This is a genomic window from Inhella proteolytica, assembly GCF_016093275.1.
Taxonomy (GTDB): domain Bacteria; phylum Pseudomonadota; class Gammaproteobacteria; order Burkholderiales; family Burkholderiaceae_C; genus Inhella; species Inhella proteolytica.
Map to the genome: position 1 here is coordinate 130,743 of NZ_JAEDAK010000001.1, position 24,229 is coordinate 154,971.

21 protein-coding genes are annotated in these 24,229 nt (G+C 69.5%); 10 read left to right on the forward strand and 11 right to left on the reverse strand.

From position 1 onward, the window contains the following. The first annotated feature begins 15 nt into the window (after nt 1-15). From I7X39_RS00520 to I7X39_RS00535, 4 genes are all read left to right on the forward strand, one after another. Nucleotides 16-957 (forward strand): histone deacetylase family protein, encoded by a 942-nt coding sequence (locus I7X39_RS00520; protein WP_232351620.1) that lies wholly within the window; start codon nt 16-18, stop codon nt 955-957. A gap of 10 nt (nt 958-967) precedes the next feature. Further along, nucleotides 968-2,197, forward strand: coding sequence for a mechanosensitive ion channel family protein (locus I7X39_RS00525; protein ID WP_232351621.1), 1,230 nt, complete (start codon nt 968-970; stop codon nt 2,195-2,197). A gap of 130 nt (nt 2,198-2,327) precedes the next feature. Further along, nucleotides 2,328-3,182 (forward strand): TIGR02285 family protein, encoded by an 855-nt coding sequence (locus I7X39_RS00530; RefSeq protein WP_198109001.1) that lies wholly within the window; start codon nt 2,328-2,330, stop codon nt 3,180-3,182. A gap of 16 nt (nt 3,183-3,198) precedes the next feature. After that, nucleotides 3,199-4,029, forward strand: coding sequence for a glutathione S-transferase family protein (locus I7X39_RS00535; protein WP_198109002.1), 831 nt, complete (start codon nt 3,199-3,201; stop codon nt 4,027-4,029). 4 nt (nt 4,030-4,033) lie between these two features. On the opposite strand, the gene yfiB is transcribed toward I7X39_RS00535, so the two are convergent. From yfiB to I7X39_RS00575, 8 genes are all read right to left on the reverse strand, one after another. Continuing rightward, the gene (yfiB, locus tag I7X39_RS00540; protein ID WP_198109003.1) at nt 4,034-4,564 is read right to left on the reverse strand and encodes an outer membrane lipoprotein YfiB; all 531 of its coding nucleotides are present in this window, start codon (nt 4,562-4,564) and stop codon (nt 4,034-4,036) included. After that, complete coding sequence (dgcN, locus tag I7X39_RS00545; RefSeq protein WP_198109004.1) at nt 4,548-5,786, reverse strand: diguanylate cyclase DgcN/YfiN; 1,239 nt, start codon at nt 5,784-5,786, stop codon at nt 4,548-4,550. Before dgcN ends, yfiB begins: the two co-directional genes overlap by 17 nt. Next, entirely contained in the window at nt 5,783-6,319 is a 537-nt protein-coding gene (gene yfiR / locus I7X39_RS00550) for a regulatory sequestration protein YfiR (RefSeq protein WP_198109005.1), read from the reverse strand. Before yfiR ends, dgcN begins: the two co-directional genes overlap by 4 nt. A gap of 23 nt (nt 6,320-6,342) precedes the next feature. Next, complete coding sequence (locus tag I7X39_RS00555; RefSeq protein ID WP_198109006.1) at nt 6,343-7,884, reverse strand: fumarate hydratase; 1,542 nt, start codon at nt 7,882-7,884, stop codon at nt 6,343-6,345. A gap of 176 nt (nt 7,885-8,060) precedes the next feature. Next, on the reverse strand, nt 8,061-9,632 hold the full coding sequence (locus I7X39_RS00560) for a sensor histidine kinase (RefSeq protein ID WP_198109007.1): 1,572 nt from the start codon (nt 9,630-9,632) through the stop codon (nt 8,061-8,063). A 38-nt stretch (nt 9,633-9,670) separates the two neighbouring features. Beyond that, on the reverse strand, nt 9,671-10,573 hold the full coding sequence (locus I7X39_RS00565; protein ID WP_198109008.1) for a DMT family transporter: 903 nt from the start codon (nt 10,571-10,573) through the stop codon (nt 9,671-9,673). Between the two features lie 16 nt (nt 10,574-10,589). Continuing rightward, a complete protein-coding gene (locus tag I7X39_RS00570) occupies nt 10,590-12,230 on the reverse strand; it encodes an alpha-amylase family glycosyl hydrolase (protein WP_198109009.1) in 1,641 nt (546 codons plus the stop codon). Next, the gene (locus I7X39_RS00575) at nt 12,227-13,870 is read right to left on the reverse strand and encodes an alpha-amylase family glycosyl hydrolase (protein ID WP_232351623.1); all 1,644 of its coding nucleotides are present in this window, start codon (nt 13,868-13,870) and stop codon (nt 12,227-12,229) included. The genes I7X39_RS00570 and I7X39_RS00575 overlap by 4 nt, the downstream gene beginning before the upstream one ends. 217 nt (nt 13,871-14,087) lie before the next feature. On the opposite strand from I7X39_RS00575, the gene I7X39_RS00580 reads away from it, so the two are divergent. From I7X39_RS00580 to I7X39_RS00590, 3 genes are all read left to right on the forward strand, one after another. Next, nucleotides 14,088-16,691 (forward strand): alpha-1,6-glucosidase domain-containing protein, encoded by a 2,604-nt coding sequence (locus I7X39_RS00580; protein ID WP_232351624.1) that lies wholly within the window; start codon nt 14,088-14,090, stop codon nt 16,689-16,691. A 71-nt stretch (nt 16,692-16,762) separates the two neighbouring features. After that, complete coding sequence (locus tag I7X39_RS00585) at nt 16,763-17,947, forward strand: tetratricopeptide repeat protein (protein WP_198109012.1); 1,185 nt, start codon at nt 16,763-16,765, stop codon at nt 17,945-17,947. Between the two features lie 29 nt (nt 17,948-17,976). Then, the gene (locus tag I7X39_RS00590; RefSeq protein ID WP_198109013.1) at nt 17,977-18,648 is read left to right on the forward strand and encodes a cupredoxin domain-containing protein; all 672 of its coding nucleotides are present in this window, start codon (nt 17,977-17,979) and stop codon (nt 18,646-18,648) included. A gap of 33 nt (nt 18,649-18,681) precedes the next feature. Here the strand turns inward: I7X39_RS00590 and argF are convergent, their stop codons facing one another. Together argF and I7X39_RS00600 are read right to left on the reverse strand one after the other, a co-directional pair. Beyond that, entirely contained in the window at nt 18,682-19,638 is a 957-nt protein-coding gene (argF, locus tag I7X39_RS00595) for an ornithine carbamoyltransferase (RefSeq protein WP_198109014.1), read from the reverse strand. Then, nucleotides 19,635-20,828: an aspartate aminotransferase family protein gene (locus I7X39_RS00600; protein WP_198109015.1), complete on the reverse strand. Its 1,194-nt coding sequence runs from the start codon at nt 20,826-20,828 to the stop codon at nt 19,635-19,637. Before I7X39_RS00600 ends, argF begins: the two co-directional genes overlap by 4 nt. 119 nt (nt 20,829-20,947) lie before the next feature. Here I7X39_RS00600 and I7X39_RS00605 point away from each other — a divergent pair, with 119 nt between their 5' ends. Continuing rightward, nucleotides 20,948-21,274 (forward strand): DUF3579 domain-containing protein, encoded by a 327-nt coding sequence (locus I7X39_RS00605; protein ID WP_198109016.1) that lies wholly within the window; start codon nt 20,948-20,950, stop codon nt 21,272-21,274. A gap of 13 nt (nt 21,275-21,287) precedes the next feature. After that, nucleotides 21,288-22,127: an alpha/beta fold hydrolase gene (locus I7X39_RS00610; RefSeq protein ID WP_198109017.1), complete on the forward strand. Its 840-nt coding sequence runs from the start codon at nt 21,288-21,290 to the stop codon at nt 22,125-22,127. Between the two features lie 70 nt (nt 22,128-22,197). Here the strand turns inward: I7X39_RS00610 and rpsT are convergent, their stop codons facing one another. Next, nucleotides 22,198-22,494: a 30S ribosomal protein S20 gene (gene rpsT / locus I7X39_RS00615; protein ID WP_198109389.1), complete on the reverse strand. Its 297-nt coding sequence runs from the start codon at nt 22,492-22,494 to the stop codon at nt 22,198-22,200. Nucleotides 22,495-22,642: 148 nt separating this feature from the next. Here rpsT and murJ point away from each other — a divergent pair, with 148 nt between their 5' ends. Further along, nucleotides 22,643-24,208: a murein biosynthesis integral membrane protein MurJ gene (murJ, locus tag I7X39_RS00620; protein WP_198109018.1), complete on the forward strand. Its 1,566-nt coding sequence runs from the start codon at nt 22,643-22,645 to the stop codon at nt 24,206-24,208. The last annotated feature ends 21 nt before the right edge of the window (nt 24,209-24,229 follow it).

Sequence of the window (24,229 nt, forward strand, 5' to 3'; positions counted from 1 at the left end):
CACCTTAGCAAAGTCTTGAGCACCGCGTTCTTCACCCATCCGTCCTTCCTTCTGCACCAGATGGGTTCAGGGCACCCGGAATGCCCAGAGCGCCTGGAGGCCATTGCCGAGGCGCTGGAAGCCACCGGCTTGATCCATTACCTGGCGGTGCAGCAGGCCCGCGCCGCCAGCTGGGACGAACTGGCCCTGGCGCACGACCCGCAGTACCTGACCCGGCTGCGCGAACGCCTGGAGGCCGTCACCCAGGTGGTGCAACTGGACCCTGACACTGCGGCCAACCCGCATACGCTCACGGCGGCCTTGCACGCCGCCGGCGCGGCGTTGCAGGCCACCGAGCAGGTCATCAGCGGGCAGGTGCGCAACGCCTTTTGCGCCGTGCGCCCGCCCGGCCACCACGCCATGCGCGCGCGCGCCATGGGCTTTTGCTTCTTCGCGAACCTCGCGGTGGCGGTGCGCGCCGCGCTGCGCCGCCACGGCCTGAAGCGCGTGGCGGTGATCGACTTCGACGTGCACCACGGCAACGGCACCGAGGACGTGCTGGCCGACGACCCCGGCGTGCTGATGGTCGGCCTGTTCGAGCACCCGCTCTATCCCTTCAGCGGCGTGCCGCCCAAGGGCGGCAACATGCTGAACCTGCCCTTCCCAGCGCACACGGGCTCGCAGGAGATCCGCGAGGCCATCCGCGCCCACTGGCTACCGGCGCTGGAGCGCTACAAGCCCGAGATGCTCTTCATCTCGGCCGGCTTCGACGCCCACCAGCTCGACCCCCTGGGCCTGCTGCGCCTGACCGAGGTGGACTACGCCTGGATCACCGAGCAGCTGGTGGATGTGGCGGCGCGCCATGCACAGGGCCGCATCGTGTCCTGCCTGGAGGGCGGCTACCACCTGCATGCGCTGGCCCGCAGCGTGTGTGCCCATTTGCGCGTGCTGGTGCAGGCCGGCGGCGTGTCGATTTGAACGAGACCGTATGAATGATTGGATGAACCAGCTGGACCACCGTGGCGTGGGGCTGGAGGCCTTGGCCCTGGCCCTGCTGCTGGCGACCGTGGGCCTGCTGGTGTGGCTGCTGGCGCGGCGCTACCGTGAAAGCTCCCAGGTGCTGGTGGGCCAGCATGGCTTTGATGGCGCGCTCTTCCCGGTGCTGGCCCTGGGCGGCGCCTACGCGCTGAACAAGCTGTGGCCCTTGATGGGTGCCAAGCCCGTGCTGCTGAAGCTGGCCCTGCCGGTGCTGATCAGCCTGCTGGTGATTCGCGTGGTGGTGCGCATCCTGCGCGCGGCCTTCCCGAGTTCGCGCTGGGTGCATGTGGGCGAGCGCTGGGTCAGCTGGTTGGCCTGGGGCGGCTCCATCCTCTGGATCACCGGCCTGTGGCCGGCGGCGATGGAAGAGCTGGAAGCCATCAGCTGGAAGCTCGGCGGCAGCACGGTCAGCCTGCGCAGCCTGCTGGAGGCCGCCGTCTCGGTCGCCTTCGTGCTGGTGGGCACGCTGTGGCTGTCGGCCGTCATCGAGGCGCGCCTGCTCAAGGCCGCCACCGAGGACCTGAGCGCGCGCAAGATCATCGCCAACCTGGTCAAGGCGGGGCTGCTCTTCGTCGGCCTGCTGATCGCGCTGTCCAGCGCCGGCATCGACCTCACCGCGTTGGGCGTGCTGGGCGGCGCGCTCGGCGTGGGCCTGGGCTTCGGCTTGCAGAAGCTGGCCAGCAACTACGTCAGCGGCTTCGTCATCCTGGCCGAGCGCTCGCTGCGCATCGGCGACATGGTCAAGGTCGACGGTTTCGAGGGCCGCATCACCGACATCAAGACCCGCTACACCATCGTGCGCGCGCTCAATGGCCGCGAGTCGGTGGTGCCCAACGAGCTCTTGATCACGCAGCGCGTCGAGAACAGCTCGCTGGCCGATCCCAAGGTGGCGTTGACCACGCAGCTGAGCGTCGGCTACGACTCGGACGTGGATCGCTTGCTGCCGCTGCTGCAGGCCGCCGTGCAGGACGTGCCCCGCGTGCTCGCCGACCCGCCGCCGGCCGTGCAGCTCAGCAACTTCGGTGCCGACGGCCTGGACCTGCAAGTGGTGTTCTGGATCGGCGACCCGCAAAACGGCAGCGGCAGCGTGCGCAGCGACGTCAATCTGGCGCTGCTGCGCCTGCTGCGGGAGCTGGGCGTCGAGATTCCCTTCCCGCAGCGCGTGGTGCACCAGCGCTGAGCGTCGGTTTCAACAGGGCCGCGAGGTGCACGCAGCAATCAGCGGACCAGAGGGGCCTGGCTCGCACAAACCCGGAGCCCGCTGCTCGGCCGCTTGTGGTGGGATGCGCCATGGTTTTGGGACTCCTCCTGTGCTGCGCCGGTACCTGCTGATCCTGCTCCTGTTGTTCGGTTCAACGGCCCATGCGGAAACCATCGCCTGGGCGGTGGCCGATGGCCCGCCCTTCCATCTGCCGGGCAGCGTGCCCAAGCCGGCCCGTCCGGTGGAGCTGGGTGAGGGTGTGAACGATCTGCTGATCGCCTACCTGGCCGAGGAGCTGCCGGGCTTTCATCACCGGTTGGAGCACCTGTCGCGCCCGAAGATGTGGCGGCTGATGCAAGCCGGTGAGCCGATCTGCTATGTCGATGCCTTCAAGACGCCCGAGCGCCTGGGCTTCGCCTATTTTTCGGCCGTGACCGTCGGTGTGCCCCAGGTGCTGGTGACGCGGGCCGGCACGCCGGGGCTCGAAGGAGAGCAGGTTCTGAAGGAGCTGCTGCAGCGCAAGGATCTGCGCGGCGTGTTCGAGATGGGGCGCAGCTATGGCGCGCACCTGGATCCGATGCTGGAGGCGGCAAAGGTCTCGCGCCAGCCCCTGCCCAGTTCCGCCCAGGTGCTGCGCATGCTGGAGGCCGGGCGCATGGACTACCTGGTCGAGTACCCGATGGCGCTGCAGTACTACGTGGAGCGCCTGAGCCCGGCGCCGGAGCTGGCGTTTTTCGATCTGTTCGAAGAGCGCGACCCGCCACCCGCCTACGTGGCCTGCACACGCTCCGCCTGGGGCAAGGGCGTGATCGAGGCCGTGGACGGCGCCATTCGCCGCCTGGCCGTGCGCCCGGAGAGCCGACGCGCCTTCCTGCGCTGGCTGCCGGCGGATGTCCGCCAGGCCCACGGTGCGCGCATCGAGCGCTTCTACCGTGAACGTGCGCTGCAGCGTGATGTCGAGTAGCGCAGCGTCGGGGGCAGTGTCTGGGTCAGCTCGGGCGGCCCGGTCCGGCGGCCTGAATGCCACCGTCTTTCACATCCCCGTCTGCCCGTTCTCGCAGCGGCTGGAGATCCTGCTGCAGCTCAAGGGGCGGCCCGATGCGGTGCGCTTCGAGCGCGTGGACATCACGCGCCCGCGCTCAGCCGAGCTGTTGGCGCTCAGCGGCGGGCGCAGCACGCTGCCGCTGATGCGCCTGGAAGACGGCACCGTGCTGCGTGAAAGCCTGGTGATCCTGCGCTACCTGGAGATGGCGCTGCCCGAGCCGCCGGTGGCACGGCAGGATGCGCGCGCGCATGCGCTGGAGAACCTGCTGGTGTGCGAGGAAGGGCGCCTGGGCGATGCCGGCTACCGCTACATGATGAACCAGGAGCCGGCGCGACGCGAGGAGCTGCGCCTGGCGCTGTTGGCGGTCTATGCGCGCCTGGACGAGGCGCTGCGCCAGCACAACCCGGACGGCCTTTGGCTGTTCGATTCCTTCGGCTGGGCCGAGACCGTCTTCACGCCCTTGCTGCAGCGCTTCTGGTTCCTGAGCTACTACGAGGGTTTCGAGCTGCCGGCGGAGCCTGGCTATGCACGCGTGCGCCGCTGGCAGGACGCCTGCCGGGCTCATCCCGCCGCCCAGCAGGTCAGCGAGGAGGAGATCGTGAAGCTCTATCACGACTACGCCCGCGGTGCCGGCAATGGCGCGCTGCTTCCCGGCCGTGAGCGCTCGTCTTTCGTCTTCGAGCCCGATTGGCGCAGCCGCCCCTGGCCGCCCCGAGACAAATGGGGCCCTGCGCCCACGGACGCCGAGCTGGGCCTGCCGGCCTGAGGCCCTAGCCCGCGGCGGGCACGATCAGCACCACGCGCCGGTTCTGGGCACGGCCGGCGTCGGTCTGGTTGCTGGCAATGGGGCGGCGCTTGCCGAAGCCCTGCACCTGCAGGCGCTCGGGCGGCAACCCGGCCGCCAGCAGCACCCGCGCCACGGCGTGGGCGCGTCGCTCCGATAGCTGCTGGTTGAAGGCTTCGGAGCCGATCTCGTCGGCATGGCCCTCGATGCGGCAGTGGGCGAACTCCAGGCGCACCAGCGCGCGGCCGATACGGTGCAGCTTGATCATGGCCTCGGAGCCCAGGCTGTCGGAGCCGAACTCGAACTGCGATTGCGCGCCCAGGTCCAGCAGCCAGCCTTCCTCGGTGCGCTGGAAGCCGAGTTGGCGCAGCGGCTCGTAGACCTCGACCGGCGCGAGCGGCAGGCCGGCGCCGGTGGGCTCGGTCGGCAGCGGGGTGCTGCAGGCGCCCAGAGCCAGCAGCAGGGCGGCGCCCAGCGGGCGGAGGGTGCGCAGGCGCAATTCAGGCCGTGGCTTCATCGGTCAATTCCCTGGGCGAGGCCCGGCGGGCCCGCTTGTTGGCATACATGGCTTCGTCGGCGCGCGCCAGCAGGGCGTCGACATCGGTGCCCTCACTGGGGTAGATGGCCCAGCCGACGCTGACGCTGGGTTGCAGGCTGAGCTGCGCGTCCACCGGCAGGGGCGCCTGCATGGCGGCCTGGATCTTGGCCACCAGCAGCGGCAGGTGCTCGCGTTGCAGCAGCGGTTCCAACAGCACCGCGTACTCGTCGCCGCCCAGGCGGGCCACGCAGTCGCTGTCGCGCAGCGCACCGCGCAGGCGCGCCGCCACTTCCTGCAGCAGGCGGTCGCCGATCGCATGGCCGTGCAGGTCGTTGACGCGCTTGAGGCCATCGGCATCGATGAACAGCACGGCCAGTTCGTGCTCTCCGGCGGCGCGTTCCAGCGCGCCGGCCACCTCCTGGCGGAAGCGGGCGCGGTTGGCCAGGCCGGTCAGGGTGTCGCTGAAGGCCTCGCGGCGCAGCAGCTGGTTGTGCTGGGCGAGCAGCTCCTGCTGGCGCAGCAGCGCCGCCTCGTGCGCCTGCACCATGCCCAGCAGGGCGTTGAAGTCCTCGGCGAGCGCGTGGAACTCCTCGATGTCGGCGCCAGGGGCGCGGCGATCGAAGGCGCGGTCGGCGCGGATGCTGCGGGTCAGCCGCCGCATGGTGTCCAGCGGCGTGGTGATCTGACGCTCGACCCGCCGCGCCAACGCCAGCACCAGGCCGGCCGTGCCGGCCACGGTGGCCAGGGCCACGCCCAGGTAGGCGGCCAACAGCCAGAGCAGGGGGGCGGCGCTCGTCTGCACGTGCACGCGGCCGCGGCCCGGGTCTTCGGGCAGCACGGGGGCCTGGGCCTGCAGGGGCAGCCACTGCGCCAGACCGGCCTCCAGGCTGCTGGACCACCCGCTCGCGCGCTCGACCGCAGCGAACACCCGCCCATCGCCCAGCTCAATGCGGATGGCAGCCAGCTCCTCACGGTTCAGCACCGCCTGCATGGCCTCGCGTGCCGCTTCGGCATCGCGGAAGGTCACGGCCGCCTCGACGCTGTAGGCCACGGTGCGGGCCAGCAGATCGAGATGGCGCTTGGCCTGCGCCTGCAGCACCGCCAGCGAGCCCAGCGCCCCCAGGCCGCCCACACACAAGGCGGTCCACAGCGCGGCGCTGCGCAGGCCGCGGTGCAGGGTCTGTTCGAGCGTGCGCCTCACGAAGCCGCCTTGCGCGCCCGCGTCAGCAGCAGCACGCGCGGGTTGACGCGCAGGCCGCTGCGCGCCAGCGCGTCGGTGTTGATTTCGAAGGCGGGCTGGCCGCGCCCTTCGCCGAAGCAAACGGCGCCACCCAGAGTGCAGAAGCCGGCCCCGAGGCCCAGGGTCAGCAAGGGGCGTTCGGCGTACTCACGCAGGGCCTGGGCCTGGCGCTCATCGGTCCAGCCTTCGAAGAGCATGGCGTCGCAGCCGGCCGGCAGCTCGGCGTCCACCGCCACCTCGCGCAGGCTCAGGCGGCCGCCCAGCGGGTGCTCGGGCAAGGCGGCGGCCAGGGCCTTGGCCTGCGGCCCCCCCGCGCTGACGCACAGCAGGCCCGGCGGACGGGGCCAGCGGGTGAACTCCAGCAAGCCGAGGGCAAGCGCGGCCACGCCGGGCCGCTCGGGCGCGCCGGCCTCGGCGGCCCGGGCAGGGCACAGGGCCAGCGGGGCCAGCAGCAAGCTGACCTGCAGGCCCAGCAGGAGCGTGACGCGCCGCATCAGCAACCGACGGGAGCGACTCCTCAGGCGCTGGCGATGGGAATGCCGGCGAACTCGCCCTTGGCGATGCGTTCCTTCCACAGCGCCGGCGCGGTGTTGTGGACGGATTCACCCGTGGCATCCACGGCCACGGTGACCGGCATGTCCTGCACCTCGAACTCGTAGATGGCTTCCATGCCCAGGTCGGCAAAGCCCACCACCTTGGCCTGCTTGATCGCCTTGGCCACCAGGTAGGCGGCCCCGCCCACGGCCATCAGGTAGGCGCTCTTGTGCTTCTTGATGGCCTCGATGCCGGCCGGGCCGCGCTCGGCCTTGCCCACCATGCCGATCAGGCCGGTCTTGGCCAGCATCATCTCGGTGAACTTGTCCATGCGCGTGGCGGTGGTGGGGCCGGCCGGGCCGACCACCTCGTCGCGCACCGGATCGACCGGGCCGACGTAGTAGATGACGCGGTTGGTGAAGTCGACCGGCAGGCTCTCGCCCTTGGCCAGCATGTCCTGGATGCGCTTGTGCGCGGCGTCGCGGCCGGTCAGCATCTTGCCGTTCAGCAGCAGGGTCTCGCCGGGTTTCCAGCTCGCCACTTCGGCGGGCGTCAGGGTGTCCAGATTGACCTTGCGGCTCTTGTTGTAGTCGGGCGCCCAGTGCACGTCGGGCCAGAGGTCCAGGCTCGGCGCGTCGATGAAGGCCGGGCCGCTGCCGTCCATGGTCACGTGCGCGTGGCGGGTGGCGGCGCAGTTCGGGATCATCGCCACCGGCTTGCTGGCCGCGTGCGTGGGGTAGGTGGCGATCTTGATGTCCAGCACCGTCGTCAGGCCGCCCAGGCCCTGCGCCCCGATACCCAGCGCGTTGACCTTCTCGTACAGCTCGATGCGCAGCTCTTCGAGCTTGTTCTGCGGGCCGCGGGCCAGCAGCTCGAACATGTCGATCGGCTCCATCAGGCTCTGCTTGGCCAGCAGCATGGCCTTCTCGGCGGTGCCGCCCACGCCGATGCCCAGCATGCCTGGCGGGCACCAGCCCGCACCCATCTCGGGCACGGTCTTGAGCACCCAGTCGACCAGGTCGTCGCTGGGGTTCATCATCTTGAACTTGCTCTTGTTCTCGCTGCCGCCGCCCTTGGCGGCGACGTCGATGCTGAGCTTGTCGCCCGGCACCAGGGTCATGTGCACCACGGCGGGCGTGTTGTCCTTGGTGTTCTTGCGGGCAAAGATGGGGTCGTCCAGCACCGAGGCGCGCAGCTTGTTGTCGGGGTTCAGATAGCCCTTGCGCACGCCCTCGTTGACGGCGGCCTCGATGCCATCGTCAAAGCCCTCAAAGCGGCAGTCCATGCCGATTTCCAGGAAGACGTTGACGATGCCGGTGTCCTGGCAGATCGGACGGCGCCCTTCGGCGCACAGGCGGCTGTTGGTCAGGATCTGCGCGATCGCGTCCTTGGCGGCCGGCGAGGCCTCGCGCTCGTAGGCGCGCGCGAGGTGGGCGATGTAGTCGGCCGGGTGGTAGTAGCTGATGTACTGCAGGGCGGCGGCGACGGTCTCGATCAGGTCGTCGCGGCGGATCACGGTGGGCATGCGAGGGCTCCTGGCGGGGCATGACTGGGGTAACCCCGAGAGTTTAGGTGGCACCCTTCGCCCCTTCCCCTGTAACCCCTTGTTCAGAGGTTCACTTTCATCAAGCCAGCTCCATCAAGCGGCTGCCGCGAAGCCGGCTGGGGCAGAAGCGCCCGGGGGGCGCTTCGGGGGATGGCCTATACCCCCGCGCCGGCTTCCTCGTGCTCGCTGCGTTCGGGCGCCGCCTTGGGCAGGCGCAGGCGCATCAGCGCGCCCTGGTTAGGCTCGCTCACCACGTCGATGAAGCCGCCCAGCAGCTGGGTGACGATGTTGTGCACGATGTGCATGCCCAGACCGGTGCCGCCCCGGCCCAGCTTGGTGGTGAAGAAGGGGTCGAAGATGCGCTTGCGCGTGTTTTCGTCCATGCCCCAGCCGTCGTCGCGCACGGTCAGCTCCACCCAGTCCGGGTTGTCCGTGGCGTGCACGCAGGTCACCTGCACCTGGCCTTCGGGGCGGTCGTGCAGGCCGTGCACGCGGGCATTGATGAGCAGATTCGTGAGCACCTGGCCCAGCGAGCCGGGGAAGCTGTTCATCTTCAGCCCGTCCTCCAGCTCGGTGTGGATGACGAAGGGGGTGTGCTTGAAGCTGGGCTCGACCATCACCAGCACGTCCTTGACCATGCCGGCGAGGTCGAACTCGCGCCGGGCGTCCTGGGTCTGGTCGATGGCGACCTGCTTGAAGTCGCGCACCAGCTCGGCGGCCTTGCGGACGTTGCGCTGCAGGATGTCCTGGCCGCGGCGTGTGTCGGCCACCAGGTTCTCGAGCTGGCTGCGGCGCAGCGGCTGGCCGGACTTCATGGCCGAATCCAGCTCGCCCCAGCGGTCTTCGAGCGAGGTCACCACCGTCATGGCATTGCCCAGCGGCGTGTTCAGCTCGTGCGCCACACCGGCTACCAGGCGGCCCAGTGAGGCAAGTTTTTCCGACTCGACCAGCTCCTTCTGCGCCGTCTTCAGCTGCAGCATGGCGCGGGTCAGTTCCTGGTTGGTCTTGGTCAGCTCGGCGGTGCGCTGCGAGACCTGGTCTTCCAGCGTGTTGGCATGCTGGCGCAGTCGGTCGAAGGCCTCGATCAGAGCCAGGCGCATGCGCTCCATGGCCTGGCCGACGCGGGCGATCTCATCATTGCCCTCCACCGTCACCGGCGTGCCCATCTGGCCCGAACCGAGCTCGAAGGCGGCCTTGGACAGGCGCTCCATCGGGCCCAGCACGCGTCGGCGCAGCAGCCACAGGATCATGGCCATCGAGAGGGCGGCCACCAGCAGGGTGCGGCCGGCGGCTTCGTAGAGCTCGCGCTGGGCGCGCTCCAGCAAGGGCGCCGCGCTCATCGTTACGCTCAGCTGGCCGATCTGGCGGCCCTCGCGGTCGATCGGCTTGGTCAGCGTGCGGGCCAGTTCGGGCTGCGGGTTGGGGCGGTCCCGCTGCACGAAGGCCTTGGTGTTGTTGGCCTCGGTGACGATGACGGCGATGAAGCGCGGGTCGTCGAACTGCGCCTCGACCATCGGTGTGGCGAGGTCGGGCGAGACCTGCCAGATCGGCTCGGCCAGCGAGAGCGAAAGCACCTGGGTGCTGCGCTCCAGGTCGCGCTTCAGGTCTTCCATCACCGTACGGCGCGTGACCTGGAAGTCGTAGAACAGCACGAGCGCGCTGGGCGCCAGCAGACCCAGCAGGAGGGTCAGGATCACGGCCCAGCGGAGTGAATTGGAAAAGGGCATGCGGCTTGACAGGTGGCTGCGCGCGATGTTGCCAGTATTCATCGTCGCGACGACACCAGGATACCCGCAGCGATCAGGGCAAACGCCAGGGCGTGAAAGGCGCGCGGCATGCTGCCGATCAAGGCCGCGCTGAGCAGTGCGGCAAACAGCGGGGTCAGGTTGATGAAGAAGCCGGTCAGGGCCGGGCCGGCTTCGCGTACGCCCAGGCCCCAGCAGCGGTAGGCGATCAGGCTGGGGCCCACGGCGATGTAGAGCAGGCCCAGCAGCAGGGTGCCACTCCACTGCACCGTGGGCGCGCCGGCCGCCTGTTCGGCCAGGCTGCCCAGGCCGGCGAAGACCAGCCCGAACAGCGCCTGCGCCGCCAGCAGATCAGCCCAGTTCCAATGCGCCAGCCCCTTGGGCGCCCGGGCCAGTAGCCAGGAATAGAGCGCCCAGGCCAGATTGGCCAGCAGCATCAGCACGTCGCCCTGCACGAAGGCGACCTGGCGCAGGCGCTGCCACTCGCCCTGGCTAATGACCACCGCCACGCCCAGCAGCGAGAGTAGGGCGCCCAGGCCCTGGCGCAGCGTGGGCCGCACGCCGAAGGCCAGCAACCCCACCAGCAGCATGGACAGCGGCAGGCTGGCGGCGATCAGGGTCACGTTCAGCGGGTCCGAGCTGTGCAGGGCGCGGTAGAGCAGGGCGTTGTAGAGCCCCATGCCGAGCAAGCCGGTACCGGCCAGCCAGCGCCAGTGCTGCGTCAGCAGGCCGCGTTCGCGCCACAGCTGCTGGGTCAGCGGCAGCAGCAGGGCCAGGGCCAATGACCACCGCAGCAGATTGAGCAGGGCCGGGGGCACGGCCGGCACCAGCAGCTTGCCCACCACGGCGTTGCCGGCCCACAGCAGGGGCGGCAGGCTGAGCAGCAGGGCCAGGCGGGGAGTCAGGGCGTGCGGGGCCGTCATGGCCCGCACTGTGCCCTCATTCGCCGGAATCCAGCAGCCAGACCTGCGCGCCCCAGGCCGGCAGCACGCCGGCCGGCAGGCTGGGCGCGGCCTCGGGCCAGACGCGCACGGCACGGGCGTCGCGCTCGGGCCGGTTCAGGCTCTGCGGCTGGGCGCTGTAGTTCAGCGCCACCAGCAGGGTCTCACCGCCGCTGCGCCGCAGGTAGCTGAGCACCGACCCTTCCACCTGCACGCCCTCGTAGCTGCCCGAGCGCAGCGCGCGCTGCTGCTGGCGCAGGGCCAGCAGGCCGCGGTAGTGGTGGAAGAGCGAGTTCGGGTCCGCGCGCTGGGCCGCGGCGTTCTGGGTCGCCGCATTGGGGGCGGTGGGGCGGAAGGGCGCGGTGGCGCGCGTGAAGCCGGCGTTGGCGCTGCCGTCCCAGCTCATCGGGCCGCGGATCGGGCCGTCGCCGGGCAACTGGGTCACGCCGGCCAGGCCGATTTCCTCGCCGTAATAGATGAAGGGGATGCCGGGCTGCAGCAGGTAGCTGGCCGCGGCGAGCTTGTAGCGCGCCTCGTCGCCCTGCAACTGATCCCAGATGCGCGCGCCGGCAAAGATGTCGTGGTTGGCCAGCATGGTGGCCATGCGGTGCGGGCGGGTCTGGAAGAAGCGGCCGATCTCGCCCACGGCCTCGGTCTTGCCCTGCACGGCCTGCAGGATGGCGCGCTCCAGCCCGAAGGCGAAGGCCGAGCCGCACACCTCCGGCCGGCTGTAGGCCTGGGGTTCGGCGGTGGCCTCGCATACCGTGTAGCGGCCCGGGTAGGCGCTGATGGCGTCGAACAGGCGCTTGGTCAGGCGGCGGCTCTCGGGCTGGTCGTTCCAGTCCTTGGCGTTGTTCTCCACCAGATGCGGCACGGCGTCGAGGCGGAAGCCGTCGAGGCCGCGGTTGAGCCAGAAGCGCAGATTGCTCAGATGCCAGTTGAAGACCTCGGCCCTCTTCAGGTTGAAGTCCGGCATGTGCGGGCCGAAGGTGCCGAAGTAGTGCCCCTTGGCGTCTGGCGGGGGCTTGGGCAGGTCCTTCAGTTCGCCCTGCCACGCCCAGGGCTTGGCGGCCGCCCAGTACCAGGGGTTCTTGCCCCAGATGTCCCAGCCCTGCGGCGCCTCCTCGCTCCAGACGAACCAGTCGCGTTGCGGACTTTGCGGGTCGGCCCGTGCGGCCTGGAACAGCGGGTGCTCGTGCGAGCTGTGGTTGACGACGTAATCGATGATGACGCCGATGCCGCGCGCATGGGCCTGGCGCAGCAGCTCGTCGAAGTCTTCGAGCGTGCCGTAGTCGCGCTCGATGGCGCGGAAGTCGGTGGTCGCGTAGCCGTGGTCGTGGTCGGCGCTGGCCGTCACCGGCATCAGCCACAGGCCGGTCACCCCAAGCTCCTTCAGGTAGTCCAGCCGGCTGATGAGGCCGCGCAAATCGCCCACGCCATCGCCGTCGCTGTCCTGGTAGGCGCGCACGAAGATTTCCATGAAGGCGCCCTGGTGCCAGTCGGTGGCCAGGCCGTTGGGGCGCGGCTGCGGGGCCACGGCACTGAGATCCACCGCCCGGGGCGGCGCGGTAGGCCGCTGTGGCGCCTGTGCGCAGGCGGCCAGCAGGGCCAGGGCGGAGAAGCTCAGGCGCGGGTTCATGGTTGCTCCTTCAGGACCTGCAGGCTTTGGGGTGGCAGGCTGGGGCTGATGCGGCCATTGGCATCGGCCTGCAGATCGGCCCCGCCGGCGGGCCATAGGCTGCGCAGTGTGGCGCCGGCGCGCGCCCCGCTCCAGCTGGGGTTGACGCTGCTGCGCCCGAAGTTCAACAGCACCAGCACGCGCTCGTTGCCCTGTACGCGCCAGTAGCCCAGTGCCGCGCCCTGGGCCTGGGTCTGTTCCTGGCGCCCCAGCAGCAGGGCGTTTTCGCTGCGGCGCAAGGCCAGCAGCGCCTTGTAGTGGTTGAGCAGGGAGGCCGGATCGGTCTGCTGCAGCGCCACGTTGTGCGTGCCGGCGTTGGCCGCCAGTGCGCGGTAGGGGCTGCGGGTGGAGAAGCCGGCCGCCACCGGGTCGGCGCTCCAGCTCATCGGGCTGCGCAGGCGCGGGTCCCCGCTCAGCCCGGCGCCGCCCGCCATGCCGACTTCTTCGCCGTAGTAGATGAAGGGCGTGCCCTCGCGCAGCAGATGGCTGCTGGCGGCGAGCTTGAGGGCCGGCAACTGGCCGCCCAGTTGGTCGTAGGCGCGCTGGCCGGCGAACTCGTCGTGGTTGGAGAGGAAGGAGGCGACCTGCGTGCCGCTGGGGTAGGCAGCGATGCGTGCCACGGCGGTGGGGTCGGACTGGCTGACGGCGCGCATCAGGTCGGTGCTCAGGTCGAAGGCAAAGGCGCGCCCGCAGGATTCGGCAAAGGCGCGCGGCGCGGCGGGCGCTTCGCAGACCATGAAGCGGCGCTGGTAGCCGCCCACCAGGGCGGCGATGTCGCGCATCAGCGCATGGTTCTCCGGCTGGTTCTCCCAGGCGCTGAGGCCGTTTTCCACCAGCAAGCCCACGGCGTCGAAGCGGAAGCCGTCCACGCCGCGGTTCAGCCAGAAGCGCAGGTTGTTGCGGTGGAAGCCCAGCACCTCGGGGTTGCGCAGGTTCCAGTCGGGCATCTGGTCCCAGAACGGGGCGTAGTAGGCGCCGTTGGCGGTCAGGCGCCAGGGGTTGGCGCCGAACACTTGCCAGCCGCTGGGCGCGGGGTTTTGCCAGAGGTACCAGTTGCGCGCGCCGGCGGCTGGGTCTGTGCGCGCCTGCAGGAACAGCGGGTGCTGCGCGGCGCTGTGGTTCAGCACGTAATCCAGCACCACGCCGATGCCGCGCGCGTGCGCCTGGCGCAGCAGCTCGTCCAGGTCGGCGAGGCTGCCATAGGCGGCTTCGATGTCGCGGTAATTCGTGACGGCATAGCCATGGTCGCCATCCTGGCTGCGCGCAATCGGCATCAGCCACAGGCCGCTGATGCCGAGTTCCTTCAGGTAGTCGAGCCGGCTGATCAGGCCGCGCAGGTCGCCGATGCCGTCGCCATCGCTGTCCTGGTAACTGCGCACGAACACCTGCATGAAGCCCCCTTGGGTCCAGGCGGTGGGCAGGGGACTGCCGGGGTCGGTGGCGGTGACCTCGCCCAGGTCGGGGGCCTGCGGCAGGGGCGGTGGGGCCGGGGCAGGGCTGGGCGCTGGAGCGGGTGGGGGGGCTGGTGGTGGGGCTGGAGGGGGCGTGCTGCTGCCTCCGCCGCCCCCGCAGGCGGCCAGCAGGTGGAGCAGGGCCAGCATGGCTGGCAGGGTTCGATATGCGCGCCGCCGCGGGGTGTTGGTTGGTCTCATAAGTAGCAAAACTACATTGATGGATGGCAGTATCCCGATCGGCTGCTAGAAGGCAAGCGGGCAATTGCCAAGGGTGCGCGGACATTACTCAGTGGCAAGATGTAGTGCAAATACATACGCTGGGGCAGTCATGAGAGTGAATGAGATCGTTGGAGGCCTGTGGCTGATGGCCAGCGTCGCCGCGCTGGCGCAGCCTGACTTGCAGGCCTGCGAAGACTCGGCGCCGTGGGCACACACGCAGGAGGTGGCCGCGCGGCCGGCTGGAGATGCCAGGGCGCACTGGCTCGACGCCCAGCGCCTGTGGTGGCCAGGCACCGGCGGGGCGGCCCGCTTCGAGCTGCAACACCAGGGCCAGGCCGTGCTGGAGCTGCAGCGGGATGCCGAGGCCTGGCCCGCCGAGCTGCAGGCCCGCACCCGCCACCTGGGCGCCGGGCAGGCCCTGCGCCTGCCGACGGGCTGGGGCCCCGAGCGCGCGCGCGAATTGCTGCGCGGCGAGCTGCAGCTGGTGCTGCGCGATGCCCAGGGGCAGGAGCTGGCGCGCAGCCGCGTACAGACCCCGCTGGCCATCGATGCCCTGTTCCCAGTCGCCAGCGCACGCAGTTACGGTGTGAGCTTGAGCGCGCATGCCACCGCTGGCCGGCTCTGGGCGCCGAGTGCGCGCCGGGTCGAGGTGTGCCTCTATCCCGGTGCCCAGGCGGCGGCCGCACGGCGCCTGGAGGCGCAGTGGGAGCCCGAGTCCGGAAGCTGGCAGTGGCAGCTGCCCGAGCGCCTGGGGCGCGGCTGGACCTACCGCTATCTGGTCGAAGTCTGGGTGCCGGGGCAGGGATGGGTCCGCCAGCGCGTCACCGACCCCTACAGCGTCAGCCTGACGGCGGACTCGGCACGCTCCGCCGTGCTGGACCTGGACGACCCTGCCACCCAGCCGCCCGGCTGGGCGGCGGCGCAGCACCAGCCGCGCCCGGCCAAGGCCCTCCATGAGCTGGTGATCTATGAGCTGCATGTGCGCGACTTCTCGCTCCAGGACGCCCGAGTGCCCCTGGCTGAGCGCGGCCGCTACCTCGGCTTCACCCACCCGCGCAGCCACGGCATGCAGCATCTGCGCCAGCTGGCGCGGGCCGGGGTAACGGATGTGCACCTGCTGCCGGTGTTCGATCTGGCCACCGTGCCCGAGCAGGGCTGCGTGCAGCCCGTGGTGCCGGCCGCTGCGCCCGACAGCCCCGCGCAGCAGGGCGCGGTGATGGCCGTCAGTGCCCAGGACTGCTTCAACTGGGGCTACGACCCCTTCCACTTCAACGCCCCGGAGGGCAGCTTTGCCAGCGATGCCATGGACCCGGCCGTGCGGGTGCGCGAGTTCCGCGCCATGGTGCTGGCCTTGCAGCGCGCGGGCCTGCGCGTGGGCATGGACATGGTTTACAACCACACCGCGGCCACCGGGCCGCACCCGAAATCGGTGCTCGATCGCATCGTGCCTGGCTACTACCAGCGCCTGAATGCCGTGGGCGAGGTGGAGCGCAGCACCTGCTGCGACAACACCGCCACCGAGCACCGCATGATGGCCAAGCTGATGAGCGACTCGGTGCTGCTGTGGGCGCGCGCCTACCGGCTCGACTCCTTCCGCTTCGACCTGATGGGCCACCAGCCGCGCGCCGAGATGCTGGCTCTGCGGCAGCGCCTGCGCCGCGAACTGGGGCGCGAGATCCAGTTCATTGGCGAGGGCTGGAACTTCGGCGAGGTGGCGAATGGCGCGCGCTTCGTGCAGGCCAGCCAGCTCAGCCTGGCCGGTGACGGCATCGGCACCTTCAGCGACCGCGCCCGCGACGCCGCCCGCGGCGGCAGCTTCGGCGCCGTGGCCGAGATCATGCGCAGCCGCGGCTGGGTGCATGGTCTGGACGACGAGGCGGCGCGGCGAGCGGCCAGCCTGCTGCGCCTGGGCCTGGGCGGCACGCTCCAGGACCTGCAGGTGCCCGATGCGGCAGGGGTGTTGCGCCGCGGCGCCGAGATCGACTACGGCGGCCAGCCGGCGGGCTACGCCGGCCAACCCGGCGAGGCCGTGGCCTATGTGGAGAACCACGACAACCACACCCTGTTCGATGCCCATGTGCTGAAGTTGCCCCTCGGCACGCCGATGGCCGAGCGCGTGCAGGTGCAGACCCTCGCTAGCGCGCTGGCGCTGTGGAGCCAGGGCGTGGCGTATGTGCATGCCGGCCAGGAGCTGCTGCGCTCCAAATCCCTGGACCGCAACAGCTACGACAGCGGCGACTGGTTCAACCGCCTGGACTACAGCCTGCAGGACAACGGCTTTGCTGCCGGCCTGCCACCCAAGCCGGACAACGGCGCCGACTGGGAGGCCCTGGCGCCCCTGCTGCGCGACCCCAGCGCCAAGCCCACGCCGGCCGACATCCGGCAGGCGCGCGACCAGTTCCTCGATCTGCTGCGCATCCGCGCCAGCTCCAGCCTGTTCCGCATCGGCAGCGCCACCGAGCTGCAGCGGCGACTGCGCTTCCCCGCCGTACCGGCGGGGCAGGAGGGCCGGCTGATCGTGGTCGATCTGGACGGTCGAGACTGGCCCGGTGCGCGCTTTGCAGGCCTGCGCCTGGTCTTCAATGCCGGGGTGGACGCCGCCGAGCTTGCCGATGACTCAGGATGGCGCCCCCATCCGGTGCACCGCCGGCCCGAAGCGGGCGACCGCCGTGTCGCACTCGAAGCGAGCCGGGCACCCGCCGGCCGCTTGCGCGTGCCGCCGCGCAGCGCCGTCGCCTTTGTGCGCTGAGGGTTTGTGCCAGCCGGTGCCGATGCCTTCCGCCACTCGGCAAGGCGAAGGGGGCGGCCTATGCTGGCCCGATGTCCTTGACTACCCGGCCCCTGGCACGCCGCCAGCTGCCCTTGTTGCTGCTGGCCGCTTGCACCACGGTCCCGCAGGCGCCTGAGATCGCGCTGTTCGATGACGCGCGTTTCCGGCCTGCCACGCTGCGCACCGACCGCGCGCAGGTCTTCGAGCTCAGCCCGGCCATGCACAGCTTTCTGCAGCGTGACATGGCCAGCTCCCTGCGCCTGAACGGCCCGCGCCGCGGCCTCTTTCTGGCCCTGCGCGACCACGGCTATCTGCAGCTCGACTACGACGCCAGCGTGACCCGCAGCGCGGCCGAAGCCTTTGAGGCACGGGCGGGCAACTGCCTCTCCCTGGTGGTGATGACCGCCGCCTTTGCGCATGAGCTTGACATCAGGGTGGGCTATCAGTCGGTGCAGATCGATGAGGTCTGGAGCCGCAGCAGCAACTTCGTGCTGCTCAGCGGCCATGTGAACCTGACCCTGGCGCCGGGCGTGCGGGAGATCGGTAGCAGTCACTCAAGCGGCGGCACCATGGTGATCGACTTCGTTCCCGTCGACGAGGACGCCAGGGTGCGCGCGCAGAGCCTGAGCGAGGACACCATCGTCGCGATGTTCATGAACAACCGCGCCGTTGAGCGCATGGAGCTGGGCGACCACGACAACGCTTACCACCTGCTCAAGGGCGCCATCCGCGCCGATCCGGGTTATCTGAACGCCTACAACACCCTGGCCGTGCTGTACCGGCGCCTGGGTGTGAACGAGCTGGCCGAACGCAGCCTGCGCTTCGTGATGCGGCACGACCCGCGCAATGTGCAGGCGCTCTCCAACCTGGTGCTGGTGCTCAAGGCCCAGGAGCGCCAGGCCGAGGCGCAGGCCGCGGAGGCGGAGCTGCAGCGCCTGCAGCCCCGCACCCCCTTTGCGGATTACGAGCGCGGCCTGGCGGCCACCAAGCGTGGCGACTGGCTGACGGCACGGCGGTTCTTCGAGCGCGAGCTCAGCCAAGTGCCGCATTTTCACGAGCTGCATTTCTGGCTGGCACGCACCTACTACGAGCTGGGCGAGCGCGAGCTCTCGGCCAAGCACATGAAGGAAGCGCACGACCAGGCGCTGACGCTGGAGAGCCGCCAGCGCTATGCGTACAAGCTCGAAGTGTTGCGGCGACCACGGCCCCAGCCCACGCTGCGCGGCGGGGAATGACATCATGCGGGCCTCGCACAGGAGGCCCCATGTTGAAAGCATTGCTGAGCACCCCCCTGCTGGCCCTGGCCCTTTCGGCCACGGCTGCGGATCTTCAAGTGTGGGTACTGGACCGCGAGGGCAAGCCCTTGAAGGATGCCGTGGTTGTGCTGGAAAGCTCGGCGCCGGGCGCGCGTCCGCCGGCCAAGGCCGAGATCACGATCAGCCAGGAAAAGATGAAATTCGTGCCTGCGGTCAGCGTGGCCCAGGTCGGCACCAAGGTGACCTTCTCCAATCTGGACCGCTGGGACCACCATGTGCGCGGTGGCTTGGCCGGCCCGGGTGGCGTGTATCTGGATCCGACGCAGGGCTACGCCTTCCGGCTGGCGGGTCAGAAGGCCGGGCAAGCGCCCTCATCGCACCAGCGCAGCTACACGCAGACGGGGCCGCAGTTGCTGGGCTGTCATCTGCACGGCTCGATGCGCGGCCACCTCTACATCACCGACTCACCCTGGGCGGCCGTCAGCGACGAAGCCGGCAAGGCCCAGCTGAGCCAGCTGCCGGCGGGGCCGGCGCGGCTGCGCGTCTGGCACGGCGATGAACTGGTCGAGACGCCGCCGCAAACGCTCACCGTCGCCGACGGCATGGCTTCCATCAAGGTGGCGACCCAGGTGCAGCCGAAGCGCGCCAAGGCGGCGGAGAAGAGTCCTTACGACTATTGAAACCACAAGGGCGCCTGAGGCGCCCTTGTTGTATCAGCCGATACGCCCGATCAAAAGCCACTCCATGAGTGCCTTCTGCACGTGCATGCGATTCTCGGCTTCGTCCCAGACCACGGACTGCGGTCCGTCAATGACCTCGGCCGCCACTTCCTCGCCGCGGTGCGCCGGCAGGCAGTGCATGAAGAGCGCATCGGGCTTGGCCGCGGCCATCATCTCGGCGGAGACGCACCAGCGCGCGAACGCGGTCCGGCGGGCCTCGTTCTCGGCCTCGTAGCCCATGCTGGTCCAGACGTCGGTGGTGACCAGATCGGCGCCACGACAGGCTTCGAGCGGATCGTCGAAGACCTTGTAGCAGTCGGCGCGGCTGATGCCGGCCACCTCGCGGTTGACCTCATAGCCGCTGGGCGTGCTGACGTGCACGGTGAAACCGAGCAGCTCGGCCGCCTGCAGCCAGGTGTTGGCCATGTTGTTGCCATCGCCCACCCAGGCCACCACGCGGCCCTTCAGGGCCTCCATGTCCACATTGCCGCGCGCGTCCATGCCGCGCGCTTCCAGCAGGGTGAACAGGTCGGCCATGATCTGGCAGGGGTGGTACTCATTGGTCAAGCCGTTGATGACCGGCACGCGCGAATGCGCGGCAAAGCGCTCGATCTTGCTCTGCTCGAAGGTGCGAATCATCACCAGGTCGACCATGCGGCTGATGACGCGCGCGCTGTCCTCGATGGGTTCGGAGCGGCCGAGCTGGCTGTCGCCGGTGGTCAGGTGCACCACCGAACCGCCCATCTGGTACATGCCCGCCTCGAAGCTCACGCGTGTGCGCGTGCTGGCCTTCTCGAAGATCAGAGCCAGCGTGCGGTCCTGCAGGGGCTGGTACTTCTCGTAGTTCTTGAATCGGCGCTTGATGATGGCGGCGCGCTGGAAAAGGTAACCGTAGTCCTCGGCCGTCAGGTCCTTGAACTGCAGGTAGTGGCGCAGGGCGGTCTTGATCATTGCGGCGCCTCCGCGCAGAAGGTCTTGATCAGCGGAATCAGGCGGCCGGCGATGTCGTCCACCTCGGCGGCGCTGGCGATCAGCGGGGGCAGCAGGCGCACCACGCGCTCGGCCGTCACCGAGATCAGCAGACGGCTTTCCAGTGCTCGCGTGAGCAGCACGCCGCAGGGGCGCTCCAGTTCGATGCCCAGCATCAGGCCCTGGCCGCGGATCTCCTTCACGCCGGCCACGCCTGCGAGGCCTTCCTTGAGGGCGGCCTGCAGACGCTCACCCATGGCGCCAGCGTGCGCGCACAGGCCATCGGCTTCCATGATGGCCAGGGTCTCGACGCCAGCGCGCATGGCCAGCGGGTTGCCGCCGAAGGTGGTGCCATGGTTGCCGGCCGTCAGCACGCCGGCCGCGCGCGGGCCGCAGACGATGGCGCCGACCGGCACGCCCGAGCCCAGGCCCTTGGCCAGGGGCATCACATCGGGCTGGATGCCGGCCCACTGGTGCGCGAACCACTTGCCGGTGCGGCCGATGCCGCACTGCACTTCGTCCAGCATCAGCAGCAGGTTGCGGGTATCGCACAGGCGGCGCAGGCCTTGCAGGAACTCGATGCGGGCGGGATTGATGCCGCCTTCGCCCTGGATGGTTTCCAGGAAGATGGCGCTGATCTGCGGATGCGCATCCAGCAGTGCTTCGACCTTGGCGAGATCATTCAGCGGCGCGCGCACGAAACCCGGCACCAGCGGTGCGAAGCCCTCCTGGATCTTGGGATTGGCCGTGGCCGACAGCGTGGCCAGCGAGCGGCCATGGAAGGCGCCCTCGAACACCATGGTTTCGGGGTTGTCGAAGCCGCGCTGGTGGCCGAACTTGCGCGCGATCTTCAACGCGCCTTCGTTGGCCTCCAAGCCGGAGTTGCAGAAGAACACGTTGGTCAGGCCCGACAACTCCACCAGCTTGGCGGCCAGCTTTTCCTGCAGCGGCGCCTGGTAGTAATTGCTGGTGTGAATCAGCTTGGCGACCTGATCCTGCAGCGCCGGCACCAGGCGCGGGTGGCCATGGCCCAAGGTGTTCACGGCGATGCCCGCGAGTGCATCCAGGTACTCCCGGCCCTCGGTGTCCCACACTCGGCAGCCCAGCCCATGCGACAGGGCGATGGGCAGGCGACCGTAGGTCGGCATGACGGGGGACGGCGCGGCGGACATGGGCAACTCCTGTGAGGGAAAGCAAAAGAGGGGCGCCGATTATGGGGTGCTGCACCGCAGCAACAAGATGCGGGAAGGCACAATCCCGCCCTTTGTGCGACCGCGCAGCAGTACGCCCCATGAGCGCCAAACCCCGCGAAATCTTCATCCAGGGCATCACCCTGGATGGCCGAACTTTCCGACCCAGTGATTGGGCGGAGCGTCTGGCCGGGGTCATGTCCTGCTTCCGGCCGCCCGGCAGCCGCGCGGCGCTGGGTTCGCACATCCGCTACTCGCCCTATTGCGTGCCGCGCGTCATCAACGGCATCAAGTGCGTCATCGTCAATGAGGCCCTGAAGGACGTGGAGCCCAAGGCCTGGGAATTCGTGCTCAGCTTCGCGCGCGACAACGGCCTGAATGTGGTGGACGCCTGTTTGTTGCCGGAAGATCGCGACAGCACCATCTGACCCCCCCCCTGCCATGGCCGAGAGCTTGTCCGTACCCCAGGAAGCGCCGGACAGCCGGTTCGATCGCTTGTCGCCCGCGTTGCCGCGCAACTGGGTGCTGCTGGGTGGCGTCGGGCGCGAGTGCGCACGCTGGCCCGAGGCGCCGCAAATGCTGCTGCAGCAATTGCGGCGGCTGGAGCCTGCGAGCCAGCTCCGCCTGCTGGACCTGCCGGGTACCGGCCGGCGCTGGCAGGAGCGCAGTCCCTCGCAGGTGGGTGAACTGGTGGACGGCTTGCGTGAGCGGGTGCAGAACCTGGAGGGGCCAATCGGGCTGGTGACGAGCTCGGTGGGTGCGGCGCTGGCCACCGAGTGGGCGCGCCGCCATCCGCAGGATCTGGCGGCGCTGGTGCTGGTCAGTCCGGTGCTGCGTCCGTTCACGCCGCTGCTGCGCGCGGTGCGCCCGAGCCTGTGGCCGACGCTGGCGGCCTTGCTGATGGGGCGCCGCTCCCCCTGGGCGCTGGACGAGCGCCTCTTTGCCAGCACGACGAACTTGCGTGCCGACGTCATCGGTCTGGACAGCGAGTGGCGCCGCCTGCGCGATGAGCACCCCGTCAAGCTGCGCAATGTCTGGGCGCAGGGCCTGGCGGTGTGGCGTTATGAGGCCAGCCGGCGTCGGCCGCATGGCCGCGTGCTGCTGCTCGCGGGGCGTGCCGATCAATGGTTTGACTGGCGCATTTCCCAGGCCATCAGCCGCGCCTGGGGGGCGGCACTGCGCGTCCACCCGGAGGCTGGGCACGATTTGCTGCTGGACGACCCGGACTGGGTGGCGCGCTCGCTGACGGAATGGCTGCAGCCGGTGGGGCAGGCCAGCTGAGGAGAGCGCTGAAAACAAAAAAGCCCGCCAGAGGCGGGCTTTTTGCTTGCACCCGGTCGGGACCGTGTGGTCAGGCGCCGAGCGCCTTGATCTTGGCCGACAGGCGGCTCTTGTGACGGGCAGCCTTGTTCTTGTGGAAGATGCCCTTGTCAGCGATCGAGTCGATCACGTTCTGGGCCAGCTTGAACAGCTCGGCAGCCTTGGGCTTGTCGCCGGCGACCACAGCCTTCTGAACGTTCTTGATGACGGTGCGGAAGTGCGAGCGCAGCGCGGTGTTCTCGGCATTGCGCTTGACGTCCTGGCGGGCGCGCTTGCGGCCAGAGGCCAGGCGGACGGTCTTTTTCTTGGCTTTGGACGAAGTTGCCATTGCTGTATTTCCGGTTGATCCGTAGGGTGCAAAGCACGCGAGTATAGCAAGAACTCTGGGCAAGGCCAGGTTTTCCATGTCGCCCAGACATAATCCGCGGCCCCATCGGGTGGATTTGAAACTTTTCGCGCGGATTTCCGCCTCCTCAATGAATTTGTTGCGCGCCGCCGGCTCCGTTTCGGCCTTGACCCTGGTTTCCCGCATCACCGGCCTGATGCGCGAGCAGATGGTGTCCATCCTGTTCGGAGCCAATGCGCTGACGGATGCCTTCCTCGTGGCCTTCCGCATTCCGAACATGCTGCGGCGCCTGTTCGCGGAAGGGGCCTTCTCCCAGGCCTTCGTACCGGCCCTGGCGGCCGAGCGCGCCGCCCAGGGCGACGAGGCGACCCATCGGCTGGTGGACGCGACGGCCACCGTGTTGGTCTGGGCCCTGCTGGGGGTCTGTGTGCTGGGCGTGCTGGGGGCGCCGCTGCTGGTCTGGCTGATGGGCGGTGGCTTGAAGGGCGAGGCCCGTCTAGCCGCGATCGACATGACGCGCTGGATGTTTCCCTACATCGGCTGCATGTCGCTGGTGGCGCTTTCGGCCGGCATCCTCAACACCTGGAAGCGCTTTGCGCTGCCGGCCTTCACCCCGGTGCTGCTCAATGTGGCGGTGATCGCCTGTGGCTGGGGTCTGGCGGGCCCTCTGGAGGCGCGCGGCTGGCCCGGCATTTATGCCATGGCGGTGGGGGTGATGGTGGGCGGCCTGCTGCAGCTGGGGGTTCAGCTGCCGGCGCTGAAGCGCCTGGGCATGCTGCCGCGCATCGCCCTGCGTCCCGCGGGCCTGCGCGCCGCCTGGGTGCATGCCGGCGTGCGCAAGATCCTGGCTTTGATGGCGCCGGCCCTGCTGGGCGTGGGCGTGGCCCAGCTCTCGCTGATCATCAACACGCAGATCGCCACCCATATCGGACCGGGCGCCGCCACCTGGGTCAGCTTGGCCGATCGCCTGATGGAGTTCCCGATCGCGCTGGCTGGCGTGGCCTTGGGCGTGGTGTTGACGCCCTTGCTGTCCGCCGCCAAGACCAATGGGCAAGGCGCGGAGTTCTCGGGCCTGATCGACTGGGGTCTGCGCCTGGTGCTGCTGCTGGGTCTGCCCTGCGCGCTGGCCATGGGATTGTTTGCCGAGCCCCTGGTGGCAGTGCTCTATCACTACGGTGACAAGTTCAGCGCCGCCGACGTGGCGCAGACCGCCCACGCGGTGCAGGGCTATGGCATCGGCCTGCTGGGCCTGCTGGCCATCAAGATCCTGGCGCCGGGTTTCTTTGCCCGCCAGGACACCCGCACGCCGGTGCGCATTGCCGTGGTCGTGCTGGTGTTCACCCAGTTGATGAATGCGGTCTGGGTGCCGATCCTGGGCGCCTCGGGTCTGGCCCTGTCCATCGGTCTGGGCGCGCTCCTCAACGCCGTTTGGCTGCTGATCGGACTGCGCCGCGCCGGCGCCTACCAGCCCGCGCCGGGTTGGCTCGGCTTTGGCCTGCGCCTGCTGCTGGCCACGGCCGGCATGGGCCTTCTGCTGGGGGCGCTGGCCTGGCAGCTGGATTGGATCGGCATGAGCAAGTGGTTGCGCGTCGGCTGGATGGCGGGCAGCCTGGCAGGGGCCGGCCTGCTGTACTTCGGGCTGCTCTGGATGCTGCGCCTCAATCTTCGTGAGTTGATGGCGCGGCGCGCTTCCTAGAATCCGCGGCCTTTTTCAGGA

What these genes read in the sequence shown, in the direction of transcription:
- I7X39_RS00525 (WP_232351621.1), top strand. Translation starts at nt 968, where the DNA reads ATGAATGATTGGATGAACCAGCTGGACCACCGTGGCGTGGGGCTGGAG.
- yfiB (WP_198109003.1), bottom strand. Translation starts at nt 4,564, where the DNA reads ATGAAGCCACGGCCTGAATTGCGCCTGCGCACCCTCCGCCCGCTGGGC.
- yfiR (WP_198109005.1), bottom strand. Translation starts at nt 6,319, where the DNA reads ATGCGGCGCGTCACGCTCCTGCTGGGCCTGCAGGTCAGCTTGCTGCTG.
- I7X39_RS00555 (WP_198109006.1), bottom strand. Translation starts at nt 7,884, where the DNA reads ATGCCCACCGTGATCCGCCGCGACGACCTGATCGAGACCGTCGCCGCC.
- I7X39_RS00560 (WP_198109007.1), bottom strand. Translation starts at nt 9,632, where the DNA reads ATGCCCTTTTCCAATTCACTCCGCTGGGCCGTGATCCTGACCCTCCTG.
- I7X39_RS00565 (WP_198109008.1), bottom strand. Translation starts at nt 10,573, where the DNA reads ATGACGGCCCCGCACGCCCTGACTCCCCGCCTGGCCCTGCTGCTCAGC.
- I7X39_RS00570 (WP_198109009.1), bottom strand. Translation starts at nt 12,230, where the DNA reads ATGAACCCGCGCCTGAGCTTCTCCGCCCTGGCCCTGCTGGCCGCCTGC.
- I7X39_RS00575 (WP_232351623.1), bottom strand. Translation starts at nt 13,870, where the DNA reads ATGCTGGCCCTGCTCCACCTGCTGGCCGCCTGCGGGGGCGGCGGAGGC.
- I7X39_RS00580 (WP_232351624.1), top strand. Translation starts at nt 14,088, where the DNA reads ATGGCCAGCGTCGCCGCGCTGGCGCAGCCTGACTTGCAGGCCTGCGAA.
- I7X39_RS00585 (WP_198109012.1), top strand. Translation starts at nt 16,763, where the DNA reads ATGTCCTTGACTACCCGGCCCCTGGCACGCCGCCAGCTGCCCTTGTTG.
- I7X39_RS00590 (WP_198109013.1), top strand. Translation starts at nt 17,977, where the DNA reads ATGTTGAAAGCATTGCTGAGCACCCCCCTGCTGGCCCTGGCCCTTTCG.
- argF (WP_198109014.1), bottom strand. Translation starts at nt 19,638, where the DNA reads ATGATCAAGACCGCCCTGCGCCACTACCTGCAGTTCAAGGACCTGACG.
- I7X39_RS00600 (WP_198109015.1), bottom strand. Translation starts at nt 20,828, where the DNA reads ATGTCCGCCGCGCCGTCCCCCGTCATGCCGACCTACGGTCGCCTGCCC.
- I7X39_RS00605 (WP_198109016.1), top strand. Translation starts at nt 20,948, where the DNA reads ATGAGCGCCAAACCCCGCGAAATCTTCATCCAGGGCATCACCCTGGAT.
- I7X39_RS00610 (WP_198109017.1), top strand. Translation starts at nt 21,288, where the DNA reads ATGGCCGAGAGCTTGTCCGTACCCCAGGAAGCGCCGGACAGCCGGTTC.
- rpsT (WP_198109389.1), bottom strand. Translation starts at nt 22,494, where the DNA reads ATGGCAACTTCGTCCAAAGCCAAGAAAAAGACCGTCCGCCTGGCCTCT.
- murJ (WP_198109018.1), top strand. Translation starts at nt 22,643, where the DNA reads ATGAATTTGTTGCGCGCCGCCGGCTCCGTTTCGGCCTTGACCCTGGTT.